The 17,709-nt window shown below is 58.9% G+C and carries 15 protein-coding genes and 1 tRNA gene; 7 read left to right on the top strand and 9 right to left on the bottom strand.

From position 1 onward, the window contains the following. Window positions 1–559: 559 nt before the first annotated feature. The 4 genes from C6382_RS23005 to C6382_RS22990 all read left to right on the top strand — a co-directional run bounded on the left by C6382_RS23005 (window position 560) and on the right by C6382_RS22990 (window position 4,214). Window positions 560–892: a ribonuclease E inhibitor RraB gene (locus C6382_RS23005; protein WP_107026612.1), complete on the top strand. Its 333-nt coding sequence runs from the start codon at window positions 560–562 to the stop codon at window positions 890–892. A gap of 164 nt (window positions 893–1,056) precedes the next feature. Next, window positions 1,057–2,466 carry a circularly permuted type 2 ATP-grasp protein gene (locus C6382_RS23000; protein ID WP_107026611.1) on the top strand — a complete coding sequence of 470 codons (1,410 nt, stop codon included), beginning with the start codon at window positions 1,057–1,059 and terminating at the stop codon, window positions 2,464–2,466. Window positions 2,467–2,469: 3 nt separating this feature from the next. Further along, window positions 2,470–3,420 (top strand): alpha-E domain-containing protein, encoded by a 951-nt coding sequence (locus C6382_RS22995; protein ID WP_107026610.1) that lies wholly within the window; start codon window positions 2,470–2,472, stop codon window positions 3,418–3,420. Further along, window positions 3,417–4,214: a transglutaminase family protein gene (locus C6382_RS22990; RefSeq protein WP_107026609.1), complete on the top strand. Its 798-nt coding sequence runs from the start codon at window positions 3,417–3,419 to the stop codon at window positions 4,212–4,214. The genes C6382_RS22995 and C6382_RS22990 overlap by 4 nt, the downstream gene beginning before the upstream one ends. A 3-nt stretch (window positions 4,215–4,217) precedes the next feature. On the opposite strand, the gene C6382_RS22985 is transcribed toward C6382_RS22990, so the two are convergent. Beyond that, window positions 4,218–5,021, bottom strand: a complete 804-nt coding sequence (locus tag C6382_RS22985; RefSeq protein WP_107026608.1) for a cytochrome c — start codon at window positions 5,019–5,021, stop codon at window positions 4,218–4,220. A gap of 528 nt (window positions 5,022–5,549) precedes the next feature. Here C6382_RS22985 and C6382_RS22980 point away from each other — a divergent pair. After that, complete coding sequence (locus C6382_RS22980; protein WP_107026607.1) at window positions 5,550–6,278, top strand: amidotransferase; 729 nt, start codon at window positions 5,550–5,552, stop codon at window positions 6,276–6,278. A gap of 9 nt (window positions 6,279–6,287) precedes the next feature. On the opposite strand, the gene C6382_RS22975 is transcribed toward C6382_RS22980, so the two are convergent. The 3 genes from C6382_RS22975 to C6382_RS22965 all read right to left on the bottom strand — a co-directional run bounded on the left by C6382_RS22975 (window position 6,288) and on the right by C6382_RS22965 (window position 8,857). Beyond that, on the bottom strand, window positions 6,288–7,259 hold the full coding sequence (locus C6382_RS22975; protein WP_107026606.1) for a magnesium and cobalt transport protein CorA: 972 nt from the start codon (window positions 7,257–7,259) through the stop codon (window positions 6,288–6,290). A gap of 65 nt (window positions 7,260–7,324) precedes the next feature. Continuing rightward, window positions 7,325–8,047, bottom strand: a complete 723-nt coding sequence (locus C6382_RS22970) for a 1-acyl-sn-glycerol-3-phosphate acyltransferase (protein WP_107026613.1) — start codon at window positions 8,045–8,047, stop codon at window positions 7,325–7,327. A 120-nt stretch (window positions 8,048–8,167) separates the two neighbouring features. Next, window positions 8,168–8,857 (bottom strand): crotonase/enoyl-CoA hydratase family protein, encoded by a 690-nt coding sequence (locus C6382_RS22965; RefSeq protein ID WP_107026605.1) that lies wholly within the window; start codon window positions 8,855–8,857, stop codon window positions 8,168–8,170. A gap of 289 nt (window positions 8,858–9,146) precedes the next feature. On the opposite strand from C6382_RS22965, the gene C6382_RS22960 reads away from it, so the two are divergent. Then, a tRNA-Ser gene (locus C6382_RS22960) sits at window positions 9,147–9,236 on the top strand. A gap of 178 nt (window positions 9,237–9,414) precedes the next feature. Here C6382_RS22960 and C6382_RS22955 read toward each other — a convergent pair. The 4 genes from C6382_RS22955 to phbB form a co-directional block, all read right to left on the bottom strand. After that, the gene (locus tag C6382_RS22955) at window positions 9,415–9,681 is read right to left on the bottom strand and encodes a hypothetical protein (protein WP_107026604.1); all 267 of its coding nucleotides are present in this window, start codon (window positions 9,679–9,681) and stop codon (window positions 9,415–9,417) included. 119 nt (window positions 9,682–9,800) lie between these two features. After that, window positions 9,801–11,504 carry a class I poly(R)-hydroxyalkanoic acid synthase gene (gene phaC, locus C6382_RS22950; protein ID WP_107026603.1) on the bottom strand — a complete coding sequence of 568 codons (1,704 nt, stop codon included), beginning with the start codon at window positions 11,502–11,504 and terminating at the stop codon, window positions 9,801–9,803. 159 nt (window positions 11,505–11,663) lie between these two features. Continuing rightward, entirely contained in the window at window positions 11,664–12,842 is a 1,179-nt protein-coding gene (locus tag C6382_RS22945; RefSeq protein ID WP_107026602.1) for an acetyl-CoA C-acetyltransferase, read from the bottom strand. A 64-nt stretch (window positions 12,843–12,906) separates the two neighbouring features. After that, on the bottom strand, window positions 12,907–13,653 hold the full coding sequence (gene phbB / locus C6382_RS22940; RefSeq protein ID WP_107026601.1) for an acetoacetyl-CoA reductase: 747 nt from the start codon (window positions 13,651–13,653) through the stop codon (window positions 12,907–12,909). 265 nt (window positions 13,654–13,918) lie between these two features. Here phbB and C6382_RS22935 point away from each other — a divergent pair, with 265 nt between their 5' ends. Beyond that, a complete protein-coding gene (locus C6382_RS22935; RefSeq protein WP_107026600.1) occupies window positions 13,919–15,040 on the top strand; it encodes an AraC family transcriptional regulator in 1,122 nt (373 codons plus the stop codon). 14 nt (window positions 15,041–15,054) lie between these two features. On the opposite strand, the gene C6382_RS22930 is transcribed toward C6382_RS22935, so the two are convergent. Continuing rightward, window positions 15,055–17,493, bottom strand: coding sequence for a DUF3141 domain-containing protein (locus tag C6382_RS22930; protein WP_107026599.1), 2,439 nt, complete (start codon window positions 17,491–17,493; stop codon window positions 15,055–15,057). Between the last annotated feature and the right edge of the window lie 216 nt (window positions 17,494–17,709).

The raw sequence follows: 17,709 nt of genomic DNA, 5'->3' as shown, positions 1-17,709 counted from the left end.
TCTCTCAAGCTCATGGCGTCTCTCGCGTTCCAAGGCATGGTCGAATTCCCGGCAGGTTTGCTTGCCGAAAAGTGTCAACCATGTCCCCGTACACCTGTCCACCATGTCTCCGGTCCATACACCAAGACAAAAGGGACCCGCCGTAAGGGCGGAAGGGGCCGGCAGCGGCGCCACATTGAATGGATAAGCTCGCAGCCTCAAATCCCAACCCAACCCAACCCAACCCAAGGATCATAGTACCCGGGCATTCCGTGAAGAACCTTTTTTATGCCGCTGCAAATCGGCGGCTGAACAACCTCTTGCTATACATGGTCAACGGCAAGTAGGGCCGATTCACCTGAGCATCAATGATTACGCAAATGCCCTGAATCCGCAGTCTTCTGGCGCAGCTGTCAACTTGGCACTACGCTGCAATCAAGGTCGGGCCGATTTTTGTGATCGCCCGGGCTTGCCGATCCACGTCATGCATCAGCTCGAATTGCCCCCCCGCACAGCTTGTGTGGCGGGCAAGTGCGTTTTGCACTGAAAGTCTATCCATCGGTAGTTAGGAGGACGATTCATGAGCAGCCAATACGAGGACATCAGCAGCGCGGTATTACGCCAGATGAAAGAGGGCGGCTTCAATTTTGCCCAGATTCATCCCATTGAGTTCTATGCGGTTTTCCCTGATGAGGCGCGGGCAAGACGGGCAGCGGGACAGTTTCGCGGAGAATCGTTAAGCGCCCAGGTACATGAGCGTGATGATGGCGCCTGGAACCTGGAACTGAGCAAGGTGATGTATGCCACCTACGGCGGTATCGGTGAATTCGAGCAGGATTTCGAAGCCGTAATAGCCCCGTTGGGCGGTGAAATCGAAGGCTGGGGCGTGAAACAGGAACGCCCGCTGGCCTGAACCACGCTTCGCAATGAAGCGTTGAGTGCAAAGCAGCCGCAGCGGTTGCACACATCTGGTGCAACCGCTCGTCTTTGAAAATACAACCTATTGAAAACAAAGGGATTATGCCGCTGGCACGGTGCTTGCGAAGGCTCTGGTGCACGGGTGACAAGGAGTTCGGCATGATCCGCACCTTTTACGATGAGATGTACAGCGCAGACGGCCAGGTCCGTCCGCACTACCGGGAGTTCGCCCGTTGGTTGGCCGACACTCCAGCAGAGTTGCTGGCGCAACGTCGGCGCGAGGCCGATCTGCTGTTCCATCGCGCCGGTATCACCTTCACCCTCTATGGCGACGAGCAGGGCACTGAGCGCCTGATCCCCTTCGACACCATTCCACGCAGCATTCCGGCCAGTGAATGGCGGATGGTCGAGCGCGGCTGTATCCAGCGGGTCAAGGCCCTGAACCTGTTCCTGGCCGACCTTTACCACGGGCAGCGGATTATTCGCGCCGGGATCATTCCAGCAGAGCAGGTGCTGGCCAACGAACAGTACCAACTGGCGATGCAAGGGCTGGACCTGCACCGTGATCTCTATGCGCATATCTCCGGGGTCGATCTGGTACGCGACAGTGACGGCAGCTATTACGTGCTCGAAGACAATTTGCGCACCCCCAGTGGCGTCAGCTACATGCTCGAAGACCGCAAGATGATGATGCGTCTGTTTCCCGAGCTGTTCGCGGCCCAGCGCATCGCCCCGATCGATCACTATCCCAACCTGTTGCTCGATACGCTGAAAAGCGCCAGCCCGCTGGATAACCCCAGCGTCGTCGTGCTGACGCCGGGCCGGTTTAACAGCGCGTTCTTCGAACACGCCTTTCTGGCCAGGGAAATGGGCGTTGAGCTGGTCGAAGGGGCTGATCTGTTCGTACGTGATGAACGCGTATACATGCGCACCACCGGCGGTCCGAAGGCGGTGGACGTGATCTATCGGCGGCTGGATGACGCGTTCCTCGATCCCTTGGCGTTCAACCCCGATTCGATGCTCGGCGTTCCCGGGCTGTTGTCGGCCTACCGTTGCGGTAATGTGGTGCTGGCCAATGCCATCGGCACTGGCGTGGCTGACGACAAGTCGATCTACCCCTATGTCACCGACATGATTCGCTTCTACCTGGACGAAGAGCCGATCCTCAAGAATGTGCCCACCTGGCAGTGCCGCAAGCCGCAGGAGTTGTCCCATGTGCTGGCGCATCTGCCAGAGCTGGTGGTCAAGGAAACCCAGGGCTCGGGTGGCTACGGCATGCTGGTCGGGCCGGCCGCGACCCGTGCCGAAATCGACGCCTTCGCCGCGCGGATCAAGGCGCGCCCTGCGGCTTACATCGCCCAGCCGACCCTGTCGCTGTCGACCTGTCCGACCTTTGTCGAAAACGGCATCGCCCCGCGGCACATCGATTTGCGTCCGTTCGTACTGTCCGGCCGGGAAACCCGTGTGGTGCCCGGTGGCCTGACCCGGGTTGCGTTGCGCGAAGGTTCGCTGGTGGTCAACTCCTCCCAGGGCGGTGGAACCAAGGACACCTGGGTGGTCGAGGATTAAGCCATGTTGAGTAGAACTGCCTCAGATTTGTACTGGATGTCGCGCTATCTGGAGCGCGCGGAAAACCTTGCGCGGATGCTCGACGTCAGCTATTCGCTGTCTCTGATGCCCCAGGACGGGCGTGGCGATGGTCTGGATGAAATGGCCATCCCTCTGCTGATCACTGGCACCCTCGAAGACTACCTGGAGCGCCACGGCCAGTTGCATGCCGAGCGCCTGCTGCACTTCTTTGCCCTCGACCCGGACAATCCGGCGAGCATCTACAGCTGCCTGGGTGCGGCACGTGCCAGTGCCCATGCGGTACGTGGGCGGATAACCGCGGATATGTGGGAAAACATCAACGCCACCTGGCTTGAGATCCGCGGCATTGCCGAGCAGGGTCTGGGGCGCTATGGCATGAGCCGTTTCTGTGAGTGGGTCAAGGAGCGTTCGCACCTGTTCCGCGGCGCCACCTACGGCACCATCATGCGCAATGACGCCTTCCGCTTTATCCGCCTGGGCACCTTCATCGAGCGCGCCGACAACACCCTGCGCCTGCTGGATGCGCGCTACGAAATGCTCGGCGAAGAGGCCGAGGCGGTCAGCGACAGTTCGGCCCGCGGTTACTACCAGTGGAGTGCTTTGCTGCGGGCATTGTCTTCGTTTGAGGCCTACACCGAGATCTATCGTGACGCCCCGGCAGCCCGTCATGTTGCCGAACTGTTGCTGCTGCGTGCGGATGTGCCGCGTTCATTGCGCGCCTGTACTGAAGAGATCGATCTGATTCTCGCCAGCCTGCCAGGCAGCAACGGTCGGGCCGCCCAGCGCCTGGCCGCCGAGGTGGATGCGCGGCTGCGCTACACCGGCATCGACGAGATTCTCGCCGAAGGCCTGCACCCTTGGTTGACCCACTACATCCCGCTGGTGCGCCAGTTGGGCAATGCCATCCACAGCGCTTACCTGGAGGCAGTATGAGACTGACCATTAGCCATGAAACCGCCTACCACTATGAAGACCAAGTACGTGCCAGCATCCAGTATCTGCGTCTGACGCCGCATGACAGCGAGCGCCAGCACATCCTCGCCTGGCAGCTGGACCTGCCGCGCCCGGTGCGCGCGCAACTGGACCCGTTTGGCAACATTCTTCACGTATTGAGCCTGGAAGAGCCACATTCGGACCTGCTCATCGGCGCCCGTGGGCTGGTGGAGATCGACGAAAGCCGCGAAGCTGAGCACGACGCACAATCGCCGTTGCCCTTCTTGCGTTTCACCCGTCTGACCGAGGCCGATGAGGCTTTGCGCGCCTTTGCCAGCCAGCAATGCCGCAAGCGGCGCAACCGTTCGGCGCTGATCGACTTGATGAACGCGCTAAACCAGCGCATGGCCTACCGGCCTGGCAGTACGGCGGTGGACACCAGCGCCGCCCAGTCCTTTGCTGGCGGTGCGGGGGTCTGCCAGGACCACGCCCATGCGTTCCTGGCGTGCGTGCGCAGCCTGGGGGTGCCAGCGCGGTACGTCTCAGGCTATTTGTTCGACAGTCAAAGCCAGCAGATGGCCAGCCATGCCTGGGCCGAAGCCTGGCTGGACGATGGCTGGTACAGCTTCGATGTGACCAATCAGTTGGCCAGACCCGAGCGCCACCTGAAACTTGCCGTCGGCCTGGATTACCTCGATGCGTGCCCGGTGCGCGGCATGCGCCGGGGTGGCGGTTTCGAGCAGATGCACGCCAAGGTCCTGGTGACGCCGGGGTTCAGTGCTCAACAACAATGAAGATCAAGGCTGTTTGCGGGTCGCCATGTGCGTGAGGTAAGCGAGCAGGGCATCGAGTTCCGGGTCGCTGAGCACGGTGCTGGTGAAACCGGGCATCTTCGCCTGAGGCCACTGGCGCAGGCTCTGCGGATCCCGAATGTAGCGGCGCAGGAAGGCCGGCTGGAAGTACTCGGTGGGGTTGTGCGGCAGGTTCAGATCCGGGCCGAACTGGGCGTCACCCGCGCCGTTGAGGCGATGGCAGGCCAGGCAGTTTTTCTGGAACAGTGCGAAGCCGAGGTTGACCGGGTCGTCACTGGCCAGCTGCGCATTCGGGAGCAGCGCCGGAAAACGCGTGGCGACCGGTGCCAGGCGCCGAATGCTGGCGACCTGGAAAGGCCACTGCTCCGGGCTGATACCTCCGGCTTGAGGGGCCGTCCAGACCAGATAGAACGGCCCGGCGCTGTGTTTGCCGACGCCCAGCGGGGGCCAGGGCCTGGCTGGGTCTTCGATGGCCAGCCAGGCGCGGGCTGGGCCATTCTTGAGCAACGGCGCTGCGGGCATCTCGGCGGCAAAGCCGTCATCGGCCACGGCTTGCAGGTGATCCTCTGGCGCTATGCCTTCAAGTAGGGCCGCCAATGGCACGGCGCGGTAGTGCATGGTTTTCTTGTAGGAGACATCGTTGTCGATGCGGATATCCTCGGCCTGGGGATGGGCCAGCAGTTCGGCGCTTTGCCAGTGGCGGCTGGTGTTGCCCAGTTCCAGGGTCAGCTGCGCCGCCTGCAGGGGCAGGCAGAGCAGGGTCGACAACAGGGCGAGGCAACGGCGCATAGACAATCTCCAGCGAATCAAGGCTGGCAGAGTACCTGTGCAGGGCCGTAGAGGGCCATAGTGAGGTTCAGCCGAACAGGCGTGACAGGTTCGGCAGGATCAACAGCAATGTCGTGGCGAAGAGAATGAGCCCGGCTTGACGTACTTTGGATTGTTTGAACATGGCTGACCGCCTTCTTGTTGTTATTCCTGAGTGCCCAATGGCTTCCTTGTCGTCGATCCGGCAAACATGGGTAACGCGGTTTGACGTTCAGACGCGAACCTTTGCTGATGGGTATACAGCTAACCTTAGGGTCAACGTCAGCTGTATTTTAGAACGCTTTCGTATTTCTATATTCTTTAATGTGTTTTTTGGTTATGAGGCCTTATGCCATCTGGCAACTATTCCCCTTGCTAGACGCTTGCAATGGTTCTGTACCTGGATCCACTTGAGGTGACCGTTCGTCAGTGCATCCTACTTGCCTGCAAGCCTTATTCGGGGCAGGCTCTAGGGGGCAATCCCGCCTTTTGTCGTTCAGGACTATTTTTATGTCGTTACGCATCTGCATCCTGGAAACCGACGTCCTGCGACCCGAGCTGATCGGGCAGTATCAGGGCTACGGACGGATGTTCGAGCAACTGTTCAGCCGCCAGCCGATCGCCGCCGAATTTCGCGTGTATAACGTGGTAAACGGCGAATACCCCGATGATGACCAGGTATTCGATGCCTACCTGGTGACTGGCAGCAAGGCCGACTCGTTCGGTGATGATCCATGGATCGAAAAGCTCAAGACGTTTTTGCTGGATCGTTATCAGCGCGGCGACAAATTGCTGGGGGTGTGTTTCGGCCATCAACTGCTGGCGTTACTGTTGGGCGGCAAGAGCGAGCGTTCGATGCAGGGCTGGGGGGTGGGCACCCATCGCTATGTCATGAATGCCAAGGCGCCGTGGATGAGTCCGCAGGTCGAGGAGCTGACCCTGTTGATCAGCCACCAGGATCAGGTTACCCGCCTCCCGGAAAACGCAACCGTGATTGCCTCAAGCGATTTCTGTCCAAACGCCGCTTACCACATTGGTGATCAGGTGCTGTGCTTCCAGGGGCACCCGGAGTTTATCCACGACTATTCGCGAGCGCTGCTTGAGCTGCGCCAGGACAAGCTCGGTCAAGAGCTCTACCGCAAAGGCATCGACAGCCTGGCGCATGAGCACCAGGGCAGCACGGTTGCCGAATGGATGATGCGTTTCGTCGCCCACAAACCCCAGGGCACTTCGACCTGAGGTTGCGGCTTAAAGCCAGCCTGAGCGCTTGAAGCTGGCAAACAGCGCCGTGCAACCCACGGCGATGCCGCCGAGCACGGCGAAGTAGCCGTAATGCCAGCTCAGCTCCGGCATGTTCTGAAAGTTCATCCCGTAGATGCCCGCCACTGCGGTGGGAAACGCCAGGATCGCCGCCCAGGCGGCGAACTTGCGTTGCACGATGCTCTGGCGTGATGACTCCAGCAACATGCCGATTTCGATGGTCTGGCTGGCGATGTCACGGATCCCGGCCAGGTCTTCCATCTGCCGGGTCACATGAATCTGCACATCACGAAAGTACGGGCGCATGTTCTTGTCGATGAAGGGGAAGGTCAGGCGCTGCAGTTCTTCGCTGATCTCGACCATCGGCGCTACGTAGCGGCGCAGGCGCAGAATGTCGCGGCGCAGGCTGTGCAGGCGGCGAATGTCGTCTTCCTGGAGCGAGTTGCTGAGCACGCTCTGTTCCAGCTCTTCGATCTCGCCGTGGATGGCTTCGCTGACCGGTTGGTAGTTCTCGGTGACGAAGTCGAGCAGGGCGTAGAGCACGAAATCTTCGCCATGCTCCAGCAGTAATGGTCGTGCTTCGCAGCGCTGGCGGACCAGGGCGTAGGATTTGGAGTGGCCATTGCGGCAGGTAATGATGTAGCCGTTACCGGCAAAGATGTGCGTTTCGATGAACTCCAGTTTGCCTTCATGGCGCACCGGCGAGTAAGTGACGATGAACAGCGCGTCGCCGAAGGTTTCCAGCTTCGGCCGGCTGTGTTTTTCCAGGGCATCTTCAATGGCCAGTTCATGCAGGTTGAACTGGCATTGCAGGTTGGCCAGCTCCTGGGCATTGGGCTCTTCCAGGCCGATCCAGACGAAGTGCCCGGGTTTACTGGCCCATTGGCTGCCTTCATCGATACTGATATTGGTGACTTTTCTGCCGGCGCTGTACACCGCCGCCGCAACGACTCGTCCCATGCTGGTTCGCTTCTTCTGATGACCGTGCCAGTAGCTTGGGCCGCCACGCAGAATTGAGCAACCATTCAGGCCTGTTGCAGCTCAGCTTCCATCAAGTCAATACAGCGCTGCATTTGGGCCTGGCATTGCTCGGCCAGGGCCGGTACGTCCTGCTGGGTCAGGCCGCTGGTAGCGATTGGCGGCAGCGAACGGATGATGACTTTGCTGCGGCGCCAACTGTTCAGACCCAGGCGCTGGGTATAACGGCTGACACACACTGGCACGATCGGTACACCGGCTTCGACCGCCATGTGGAAGGCGCCTTTCTTGAATGGCGCCAACTGCGCAGCGGCGTTGCGTGTGCCTTCAGGGAATACCCAAATCGAGGTGTTGTCTTCGCGCAGGGTGCGCGTGGTGGTCTGCATGGCACAGCGAGCATGGTAGGCGTTGCCGCGGTCAATCAGCACATTACCGCCCAGCCAGAACAGCTGGCCGAACAGCGGTATCCATTTCAGGCTTTTTTTGCCGATGCACACGGTACGCGGCGGCACCACGTGGCCGAGGACAAACAGGTCATGGTTGGATTGGTGGTTGGCGACGATCACGCAGCCAGGCGGCTGATCGAACAGCGGGCCGACCTCGGCTTTGACGTCCAGGCGCATCAGCCAGGTGCCGGGCAGCCCGTACAGACGTGCATAAATGCGGCTGTTATCCGGGTTGAAGGGCCGACACAGACCGATCAATACACCGACAATACCGATAAGAACAAAATGCAGTCCCAACAGGAACATGCGTGTAAGAAAAAGCATCATACGACTCACATAAGCAAACGCGGCGCAGTGTACGGGTGTGCACTTGCGCGGGCAAACGCTCAATGCGGTCATAACGGCCTGATTGTGTAAGTAAACGCAATCAGGCCTTGGTAGGGGTCAGCCCAGGTGTTCCTGGTCGCGAATGATTGCGTCGTCGAGGGTGTCGAGCAGCGCCTTGCGCACTTTGAGCTTGGTGTGTTTGTGCGCATTCATATTGATCTTCTTCAACTGACGCGCCGCCGCCAACGCGGTTTCCTGCAGCTGTTCGACCGGCACCACTTTGTCGAGGAAGCCAGCATCCACGGCGCTGACCGGGTCGAACATCTCGGCATTGATCACCGAGCGATGGAAGGCCGAGCGGCGCAGGCGGTCACGGGCCAGCTCGATACCGGCGTGGTGCATGGTCATACCGATCTGTACTTCGTTCAGGCCGATGCTGAAAGGGCCTTCGACACCGATGCGATAGTCGGCCGACAGCAGCAGGAATGCGCCTTTGGCCACGGCATGACCTGGGCAGGCGACAATGATCGGGAACGGGTGCGACAGCATGCGCCGGGCCAGGGTGGAACCGGCGGTGACCAGGCTGACCGCTTCTTTCGGGCCGGCGGTCATCACCTTGAGGTCATAGCCGCCGGAAAGAATGCCTGGCTGACCGGTGATGATTACCACTGCACGATCCTGCACGGCCTGGTCCAGGGCGGCATTGAAGGCGGCAATGACGTCTGGCGAGATGGCGTTGACCTTGCCGTTGTTCAGGGTCAGGGTCGCGATGCCGTCTTCGAGGTGGTAGGTAATCAGCTCACTCATGACACAGTTCCTAAAGGGAGAGTGGGGCAGACGTTACTCAGGCTGGGCAGCGAGGTAAAGCGCTGTGACTGACCGGCCGGTCAGCTCTGGGCCGCTTTACCGCGCAAGTTGGGGGTGGAGGGTTATGGGCTGCCGAAGCACTCCAGAGATTGGCGACTTTGCCCTGTGCGCCCGGGTTTTTTCCTGGATTGGCTTAAGCGCATGAAAATTCTGAAAAAAACCTTTGCCATCAGAACCTGTTTCGACTACATTAGCGCGCCTCGACAGGCTGAATAGCTTGAAGAGAAACGGTGAAGTGTCCGAGTGGCTGAAGGAGCACGCCTGGAAAGTGTGTATACAGGAAACTGTATCAAGGGTTCGAATCCCTTCTTCACCGCCACATTTAGACGAAAGAGCCCTGATTATTCAGGGCTCTTTCGTTTCTGCGTTTCTGAAAAAAATCCAGCCCATATTTTGGCCCGTACCCTGGACGCCTCAGTGCTTTGCGGCCAGTCGATCGATGGCGCCGAGCAGCTCACCCCGCCTTTGCCTGGTTAGCCCTCCGCCCGCGAGAATGCTTACGCTGGCATTGTCCAGGATTGCAGCGTGTAGCCCTTCTGGCCCAACTCGGCGCGCACCTCTTCCAGCAGGCTTTCCAGTTGCGCCGGGTCGGAACAGGCACTGCTTGGAATCTGTTTGCGACAAATACGAGTGTTGCTCCGGTCGATGACGCTCAGGCTCAGTTCGCCATTACCGTCTTGCGCAGCCCAGGCGACGCATTGAAAAGGTTCGAATGCGTGGCCGGCAATCAAAAGTGCTTCGTTGATGCGGAGCGGGGTGCTCATGGGTCGTCTCTCCTTGTACCCAGACAAATGTTGTGCCAACGGTGCCGCGCAAGACCAGGCATCCATGAAGTCGAGCGTCACGTGCCAGAAAGTGTCGCGCTCTGAACCGCAGCAGTCTTTCATTGCTTTACATAACTGCCAGGCGCCGGTTCCAGAGGCTGGAATTTGTCACTCCCGAGGTGCGTAACTGCAGGTTGGCGTTCACCGGAGTGTCCGGCCAGCCAGTTGAACCAGTCATTCCACCAGCTACCGGGATGCTGCTCGGCATTCTTGAACCAGGTCTCCGGGTTTTTCGTGACCCGATTGTTGGTCCAGTAATGACGCTTCTGCCTGGCCGGTGGATTGATAACGCCGGCAATGTGCCCGGAAGCGCCCAGCACAAAGCGCTTGGGGCCCGAGAGCAGTGCGGTGCTGGCGTAGGCGCTCTTCCAGGGCACGATATGATCATCGTGGGTGGCCAGCAGATAGGCGGGTGCATCGATGGCCCGCAGATCGATCCGCACGCCACAGCACTCCAGTTCCCCGGACTTCAGATCATTCTGCAAATAGGTGTGGCGCAGATAAAAGCAGTACATCGGCCCCGGCAGGTTGGTGCTGTCGTTGTTCCAGAACAGCAGATCAAGCGGAATCGGCTTCTGCCCCTTGAGGTATTTGTCGACGTTGTAGTTCCACCACAGTTCGTTCGGGCGCAGCAGGGAAAAGGTATTGCCCATGTCTTCGCCACGAAACAGACCGATGGGGCCATTCTTGCCGCCGATGGTGCGCTCTCGATAGGCCACCAGTTCTTCGTCGACAAAGATGTCGATGGGGCCGGTATCCTGGTAATCAAGGAACGTGGTCAACAGGCTCACGCTGGCGATCGCTTGGTCGCCGCGTGCAGCAAGTACTGCCAGGGCCGTGCTCAACAAGGTGCCGCCGATGCAGAAGCCCACGCAATTGAGTCGCTGCTCGCCACTGATCTCGCGGGTCACTTGCAGCGCGTTGATCACCCCGTGCTCAATCAGGTCATCCCAGGTTGTGCCAGCGTGTTCCTGATCAAAGTTGCGCCAGGACATCAGGAATACCGGATGCCCCTGTTCCAGCAGGTGGCGGACCACCGAGTTGTCCGGGCGCAAATCAAGGATGTAGTACTTGTTGATCGACGGCGGTACGACGAATACCGGGTGTCGGTACTGGGTTTCGCTTTGCGGGTAGTACTGGATGAGCTGGAAGAGGTTATTCTCAAAGACCACTTCGCCAGGGGTGTTGGCCAGGTCGACGCCGACCTTGAAGGCAGCGCTGTCGCACTGGCGCATTTTGCCTTCGTTCATGTCGCTGGCCAGATGCGCCAAACCTGTGAGCAGGCTGGCACCTTGAGTCTCGACCGCACGCTGCAGCGCATCAGGGTTGCTGGCCAGAAAATTGCTCGGTGCACTGGCGGCAATGGCTTGCTCCACCAGATAGCGCAGGCGTTCGCGCGGTTTCTTTTCTTTGATCAGCAGCTTGTCGAGCAATTTCAGGAGAAAGCTGGAGTTGAGCAGGTAAAACGCAGCGATGGAGCCGAACCACGGCTCGTTCCAGTTGCCGCTGGCGAAACGTCGATCGTCGAAGCTGAAGGGTTGGCCGGTCAGCAGTTTTTGGCCGAGTTGGCCCCATTGAAGCTGATAGTCCGCTTGAAGGCTGTCCAGGGTTTCGCGAGGCAGGTCGAACCAGGCGCCATGCTCATGCCCGGAAAACCAGGGGTTAGTGCTGACCCAAAGGCGTAATTGTTGCACGGCAAAGGATGCGATGAACGGAACCTGGCCTGACCAATATGTCTTGAATGTATGCGCGTTGTTGTCCATAAAGTTCCTCGTCCGTGTAGATGAGCCGGGCAGAAAAAAAGCCGCGCTTTACCGGACTCCGGTGTGGCTACAGCTGGAATGCGGGCTGCATTGTTTGACGCCAATGTGATGCGCGGACAAGCGCCTCAAGTCCGCGCATTGGCTACCGGATGCCGTTGGTTAGCGCTCGATGGCCAGGCCGACGCCTTGTCCGCCACCGATGCACAAGGTTGCCAGACCCTTTTTGCCGTCGCGACGGATCAATTCGTGTACCAGCGACACCAGGATCCGAGCCCCTGACGCGCCGATCGGATGGCCAAGGGCGATCGCGCCGCCGTTGACGTTGACTTTGCTGGTGTCCCAGCCCAACTCTTTGCCAACCGCCAGCGACTGGGCAGCGAAGGCTTCATTGGCTTCGATCAGGTCCAGGTCCTCGATGCTCCAGCCGGCCTTTTGCAGGGTCAGACGGGTAGCCGGGACCGGGCCGATGCCCATGATCGAGGGATCCACACCGGCGCTGGCATAGGCTTTGATGCGTGCCAGTACCGGAAGGCCCAGCGCTTGTGCTTTAGCAGCGCTGGCCAGCAACAGCACGGCAGCACCATCGTTGAGGGTCGAGGCGTTGCCGGCAGTCACGCTGCCGTCTTTCTGGAATGCCGGTTTGAGTTTCGCCAAGGCTTGCGCAGTGCTGTCGATACGCGGCTGTTCGTCGGTGTCGAAGACCAGCGGTTCGCCCTTGCGCTGAGGTATCAGAATCGGCGTGATTTCGCTGTGGAAACGCCCGCCCTCAATGGCTGCAGCGGCCTTCTGTTGCGAGGCGGCAGAGAAGGCATCCTGTGCTTCCCGCGAGATCTCGTACTTGTGCACCAGATTCTCGGCGGTGACGCCCATGTGGTAGTCGTTGAAGGCATCCCAAAGGCCATCCTGGATCATGCTGTCTTGCAGTTGTGCATGCCCCATGCGCAGGCCGGTGCGTGCCTTGGGCAGAACATAGGGGGCCAGGCTCATATTTTCCTGACCGCCAGCGATCACCAGTTCCGCGTCGCCGCAACGGATTGCCTGGACGGCGAGATGGACCGCCTTGAGACCGGAGCCGCAGACCTTGTTCAGGGTCAGGGCAGGCGTGGTATGCGGCAAGCCAGCCTTGATCGCTGTCTGGCGTGCCGGGTTTTGCCCAGCGCCGGCAGTGAGTACTTGGCCGAGGATCACTTCATCAATTTGAGCGGCATCGATACCCGTCTGCTCCAGCAAGCGGCGAATCACTGCGGCGCCCAGTTCGGTCGCGGGAATTGCAGACAAAGCACCCTGGAAACTGCCAATGGCGGTACGAGTAGCGGCAACGATTACGACTTCGTTCATGCGAGACCTCATTGAAATGACAAAGTTCGTCGAACAAACCAGGGCATGAATGCCCTGGTTGGGGTTACTGCATATTCATGCCGCCGTTTACCGAGAAGTCGGCACCGGTGCTGTAGGCGGACTCATCGGAGGCCAGCCAGGCCACGATTGAGGCGATCTCTTCGGGTTGGCCAAGGCGACCAACCGGTGTTGCCGCGATCATGCCTTCGAGAATGTCCGGGCGTATTACTGCAGTCATAGAGGTCTGGATGTAGCCAGGGGAAACGGTATTGACGGTTACGCCCTTGCCGGAAACTTCCCGGGCCAGTGCCATGGTGAAACCATGGATGCCGGCTTTGGCGGCGGAGTAGTTGGTCTGACCGAACTGGCCGCGCTGGCCATTGATCGAAGAGATGTTGATGATCCGCCCCCAGCCCTTGGACAGCATGCCTTCAATGACCTGCTTGGTGGTGTTGAACAAGCCGGTCAGGTTGGTCCCGATCACGGTGTTCCAGTCTTGCGGGGTGAGCTTGCGGAAGGAGGCGTCGCGAGTGATGCCGGCGTTGTTGACCAGCACATCGATCGGGCCGAAGTGTTCGCGCACCCGTTCGAAGGCTGTGCGGGTCGATTCCCAGTCGGTGATATCGGTTTCGACGCACTCGAAGTGATAACCCGCCTCCAGCTGGGTCGTCAGCCAGTCATTCTTGCGGCTGGAGTTGGCGCTGCAGACCACGACTACCTTGAATCCATCCTTGTACAGGCGTTGGCTGATTGCTGTACCGATGCCACCCATGCCACCCGTTACCACTGCAATACGACTACGCGACTCCATACTTCTACTTCCTTTTTTGCGCTGCAGGAGAGGCGATTGTTCGATATCGGCGGGCGCTACGGAAGTGTTTGTAGGTGACGGATTGGTGTCCAACGGTGCCACGCAGCGTTTTGGCCGTCTGGCAAAAAAATGAGGAGAACCTGGACCTGGATCAATACTTGAAACTGAATGGATAGTATTAGTGCAACATGGTTGAAATATGTTCAGCGCTGGTAAAAATTGGCTCTAGACAGGATGTTCGGTTCCACAGGTCATCGAGGACACCATGTACAGTATGAGTTCTGGTTATGCCAGGGTGCTGGCGAATACGCTTTTGGCTCAAGGGCTGGATTTTGCCAGTCTGTGCGAGGAGGCTGGACTTGATGTCACGCTCGTGAACAAACCGGGAGTATTCTGCGAGCGAAGCGTCATCTACCGTTTATGGGAGCTGGCCGCTCAGGCCTCGGATGATCCGAACATCGGTTTGAAAGCCTACGGGAATTTCCACCCCGGCAGTTTTCAGATCGTGGGCTACACGATGATGTCCAGTTCGAATCTGAAAAGGGCGCTCGAACGTATGGTTCGTTTCAGTCCGTTGATCAGTACCGGATTCAGCCTTTTCTTCGTCCAGGAGCAGCAGAATTACCGTCTTGCCGCGCTTGATCATCAGCAACGTGGCTCGTTCAAGCCCCGGCAATATACGGATGCGGGACTGGCTTCGCTGCTGGGTTTCTTCCGTTGGCTGGCGGGTGACAAGTCGCCGCAACCGTTGAGTGTGGAGTTTACCTATCCCGAACCTGAAGAAACCTCGGAGCATCAGCGGCTTTTTGGCTGTCCGCTGCGTTTCGGGGCTGCTTATGACAGCATCTTGTTCGATGGCCAGGAGCTTCTGCGTCCTTTGAGTACGGCCAACGAGGCGCTGGCCATACTCCATGACAGTTTTGCCGAGGCTCAGTTGGACCTGTTGCCCGGCTTCGCTATTGTTGGCAGGATTCGCGCGCTGATTACCGAGCGCTTGAGCCAGGGGCAAGGGCAATGTGATATGGAATCGATTGCGGCGGCACTGAACATCAGCAAGCGCACGCTTCAACGAGCCCTTGAGAAAGATGGCACGCAATTCAAGGATGTCCTGAATGATGTGCGCCGGCAGTTGGCCGATTTCTATTTGCGCCATTCTCATTTCAATATGAAGCATGTGACTTATCTGCTCGGCTTTCATGATCACAGCAGCTTCCATAAAGCCTGCACCCGGTGGTTCGGTATGACCCCCGGTCAGTATCGGGCCGACCAGTCGTTGTTTGCGGTCGAGGAAACTATGCCGGTCAGGCTCATGAACCCCGTCGGTCTGCGCAGAGATCAAAGCATCGGAGGATTCGCCAGCACCTACGCCGATCGGGTACACCGCTGATCCCTTGTGAAGGTTCATTGAGGCTTGGGGCCTTTTGTCCTGTTTCTCGCTTTGCGCTTTGGGGCTTTGACTTCGATGGCGGGGGCGGGCGTCGGTGTGATTTCCGGCGGCAGCATTGCTGCAAGCGGGGATGGCTGCAAAGGGGCCTGCTGCTGGATAACATCTGTTTTAGCCGGCGGTTGGGTCAGGTCAAAGCCTGGCAGGGGCACTTCGAGTAGCGCGTGCAGTTCGCGCCAGAATTCGCCGCAACTGTAGCTAGTCGTGAGCAGTTCGGGCATCAATTGCCCAACGGCCGTCAAGACTTGTTGGCGCTCCTTGGCCTCTGGTAGCAACAAGGGAAGGCTGCGCAAGCTTTCTTGCGGGTGGGCGAAAACCAGCAGGTTCTGCAATCGGATGGCTTCGCGCAGGGCAGTGGGCTCATTGCTGTAGTTCAGGACCTGCAGGTGCACCTGCTGGATCAGCTTCTCGATGCTTTCCTTGCCGGCCTTGTCGCTGTCGCGGCCCAGTAAAAATAGAATCCGAACCAATGCTTCCAGGGGGCCGCCATGAGGCAGCGCATCCTGCAGGCGTTCGATCAGGGCCTGGTCCAGCTGGTCGGCATGAGCCTGGAGGTTTCGCGCAGGCTTGTTGCTGGTGAGGGCACTCAGCGTGCTGTAAATACCGTAAAAACACAGCTCCTGAGTGGCGTCACGCACATCGCGATATGCATCCAGGGCGTTTTGCATCTGGTTGGAAAACAACGCTTGCCAGGCCAGCAACGGGTTGTCTTCGCGGGCAGGATGACGATTACTGCTCACTTGGGAGGCGGTCCCGGCTAACCACCACAGCGCCGGATTCAAGCTGCTCCATAGCACTTGCTGCTGATGGAAGGGGTGCATTCTGCGCAACAGTTCGGCAATTGGCTCGTTGACGATCTGACGCAGCCACGGACGTATGAACCCGTCGTAAAACGCGCTGTTGATTTCAGAGACGCGCTCCACCAGAGCGAATTCGCGATCGTCATCACGGGCCGGCTCGACGTCATCATGGATATCGGCGATTCGCCTTGATTCGAAACGCACTCGGTATTGCATGTCATCGCTGCCTGAGGAGGTTGGCAGATCGTCAATCAGCATTTCATACAGCCCCGCCGGCAGCGCCTTGAGGGTTTCGACCGCGCCGAGCATTCCACGGTGTTCGCGCCGCGCCACTTTGCCGGAAACAAAAAGACCCAAATGGCCGATGCTGGCGTGCCGCAAGTAGACGATGGTGCGTCCTGCGTCATGCAAAGCGAGATCGCTGGGATAGGCATCGGTGATCCAGTTCAGTGCCTGCTGCGGGGGGGTGATGTTGTCTCCGTAGGAGCAAAACACCACCACCGGTGCTTCGATACGTTTCAGGTCGATTCCGGCGCTCTTGCGGCCGAGTCCGCCGGACAACTGGTTGCCGATGAAGAGCTGATCGACAATCATTTCGATCTCTTCGCCATTAAGCAAGGTCGGGCTGCCCCACCAGCGTTCGAAGTCGAGGAAGCGCGCAGCCTCGCTGTCGACCTGGCTGAATAACTGGTAGTACTTACCCCAATAGGTGTTGGCCGGGTCCAGGTTTTCGAAATTGCTGACCAGCCAGGCACCGTCGAAACGGTCATTGCCCAAGTCGCTGCCCAGGCGAGCCATCCAGCCGCCACCCAGTAGGCCAGCGGTATAGCGCATCGGATTGCGTCCATTGACACCGGCCCAGTACGACAAGGGGGCACCATTGATAATGATCAATCCCGGCAGTTCCGGCCGTGTTGCCGCCAGCCCCATCAAGGCCCAGCCGGCCTGGCAGTTGCCGATGATGATCGGCTTGCTGTTGGCCGGGTGAAGGCTGCTGACGACTTCGATGAACCGGGCCTGGGCTTGGACGATATCGGTCAGGGTTTGCCCAGGCTGTGGCGAGTGACTGAAAGAGATGAAATAGGTGGGGTGGCCGGCTCTGAGGCTTTCGCCTAAAAGCGAATCCTGTTTGAAGCCGCCGATTCCCGAGCTGTGGCCGCCGCGCGGGTCAATGATGATCACCGGCTGGCCGTTACTGTCGATTTTTTGCGTTGGCCCGGGGAGGATTCGCAACAGTGAATAGTTGACCGGGCGTGGGAGATCAGCACCTGCGATCAGGGTTTCATGATCGAACTTGAGCAGCAACGGATACCCGGCGCGTTCATGGGCCAGTGTATTGTCGCCGCGCTGGCGCAGGGTGTCCCAGAACAGCAGGCTGCGTTGACTGAAGTCGGCGAGGTACTCCTGCCAGTCTGTGAGTGTGGGTAGTCTGAGCTGACCCTGCTGCAGAGGTGTGAGGGTTTTTTTCTGGCGCTGGTGCAAGGCCTGGAGAATGTTCTGGGTATTGAGGCGTTGCAGATGACTCAGGTGTTCGAACGGGCCGCGTTGAGAGGGGAGTCGTTCATATTGCGATGCAATAATGTCTTCCTGGCCCATGGTGATCTCCTGGCGTTATGCATGAGAAGCAGCTCATCTCCAGCTTAAGAACAAAGAGCGCTCGGCTGGCCTTTCGATTTCAGGAGTCTATAGCGAATAGCTGCGGGAGGAAAAAGTTTTTTTGTGCAGCGCACAAAAAATCATTGCCAAACGAATTTGTGCACTGCAATATCAAGGCTAACGCGATGACCGGCAGGATCGCTATCGCGTCCTCAG

The sequence above is a fragment of the Pseudomonas sp. BBP2017 genome (assembly GCF_003024385.1).
GTDB lineage: Bacteria > Pseudomonadota > Gammaproteobacteria > Pseudomonadales > Pseudomonadaceae > Aquipseudomonas.
The sequence above is the reverse complement of the archived record's forward strand: the minus strand, read 5'-3'. Positions and strand labels throughout refer to the sequence as shown.

Excerpts from the sequence above, each read along its gene's own strand:
- C6382_RS23005 (WP_107026612.1), top strand. The coding sequence starts at position 560 with ATGAGCAGCCAATACGAGGACATCAGCAGCGCGGTATTACGCCAGATG.
- C6382_RS23000 (WP_107026611.1), top strand. The coding sequence starts at position 1,057 with ATGATCCGCACCTTTTACGATGAGATGTACAGCGCAGACGGCCAGGTC.
- C6382_RS22995 (WP_107026610.1), top strand. The coding sequence starts at position 2,470 with ATGTTGAGTAGAACTGCCTCAGATTTGTACTGGATGTCGCGCTATCTG.
- C6382_RS22990 (WP_107026609.1), top strand. The coding sequence starts at position 3,417 with ATGAGACTGACCATTAGCCATGAAACCGCCTACCACTATGAAGACCAA.
- C6382_RS22985 (WP_107026608.1), bottom strand. The coding sequence starts at position 5,021 with ATGCGCCGTTGCCTCGCCCTGTTGTCGACCCTGCTCTGCCTGCCCCTG.
- C6382_RS22980 (WP_107026607.1), top strand. The coding sequence starts at position 5,550 with ATGTCGTTACGCATCTGCATCCTGGAAACCGACGTCCTGCGACCCGAG.
- C6382_RS22975 (WP_107026606.1), bottom strand. The coding sequence starts at position 7,259 with ATGGGACGAGTCGTTGCGGCGGCGGTGTACAGCGCCGGCAGAAAAGTC.
- C6382_RS22970 (WP_107026613.1), bottom strand. The coding sequence starts at position 8,047 with ATGCTTTTTCTTACACGCATGTTCCTGTTGGGACTGCATTTTGTTCTT.
- C6382_RS22965 (WP_107026605.1), bottom strand. The coding sequence starts at position 8,857 with ATGAGTGAGCTGATTACCTACCACCTCGAAGACGGCATCGCGACCCTG.
- C6382_RS22955 (WP_107026604.1), bottom strand. The coding sequence starts at position 9,681 with ATGAGCACCCCGCTCCGCATCAACGAAGCACTTTTGATTGCCGGCCAC.
- phaC (WP_107026603.1), bottom strand. The coding sequence starts at position 11,504 with ATGGACAACAACGCGCATACATTCAAGACATATTGGTCAGGCCAGGTT.
- C6382_RS22945 (WP_107026602.1), bottom strand. The coding sequence starts at position 12,842 with ATGAACGAAGTCGTAATCGTTGCCGCTACTCGTACCGCCATTGGCAGT.
- phbB (WP_107026601.1), bottom strand. The coding sequence starts at position 13,653 with ATGGAGTCGCGTAGTCGTATTGCAGTGGTAACGGGTGGCATGGGTGGC.
- C6382_RS22935 (WP_107026600.1), top strand. The coding sequence starts at position 13,919 with ATGTACAGTATGAGTTCTGGTTATGCCAGGGTGCTGGCGAATACGCTT.
- C6382_RS22930 (WP_107026599.1), bottom strand. The coding sequence starts at position 17,493 with ATGGGCCAGGAAGACATTATTGCATCGCAATATGAACGACTCCCCTCT.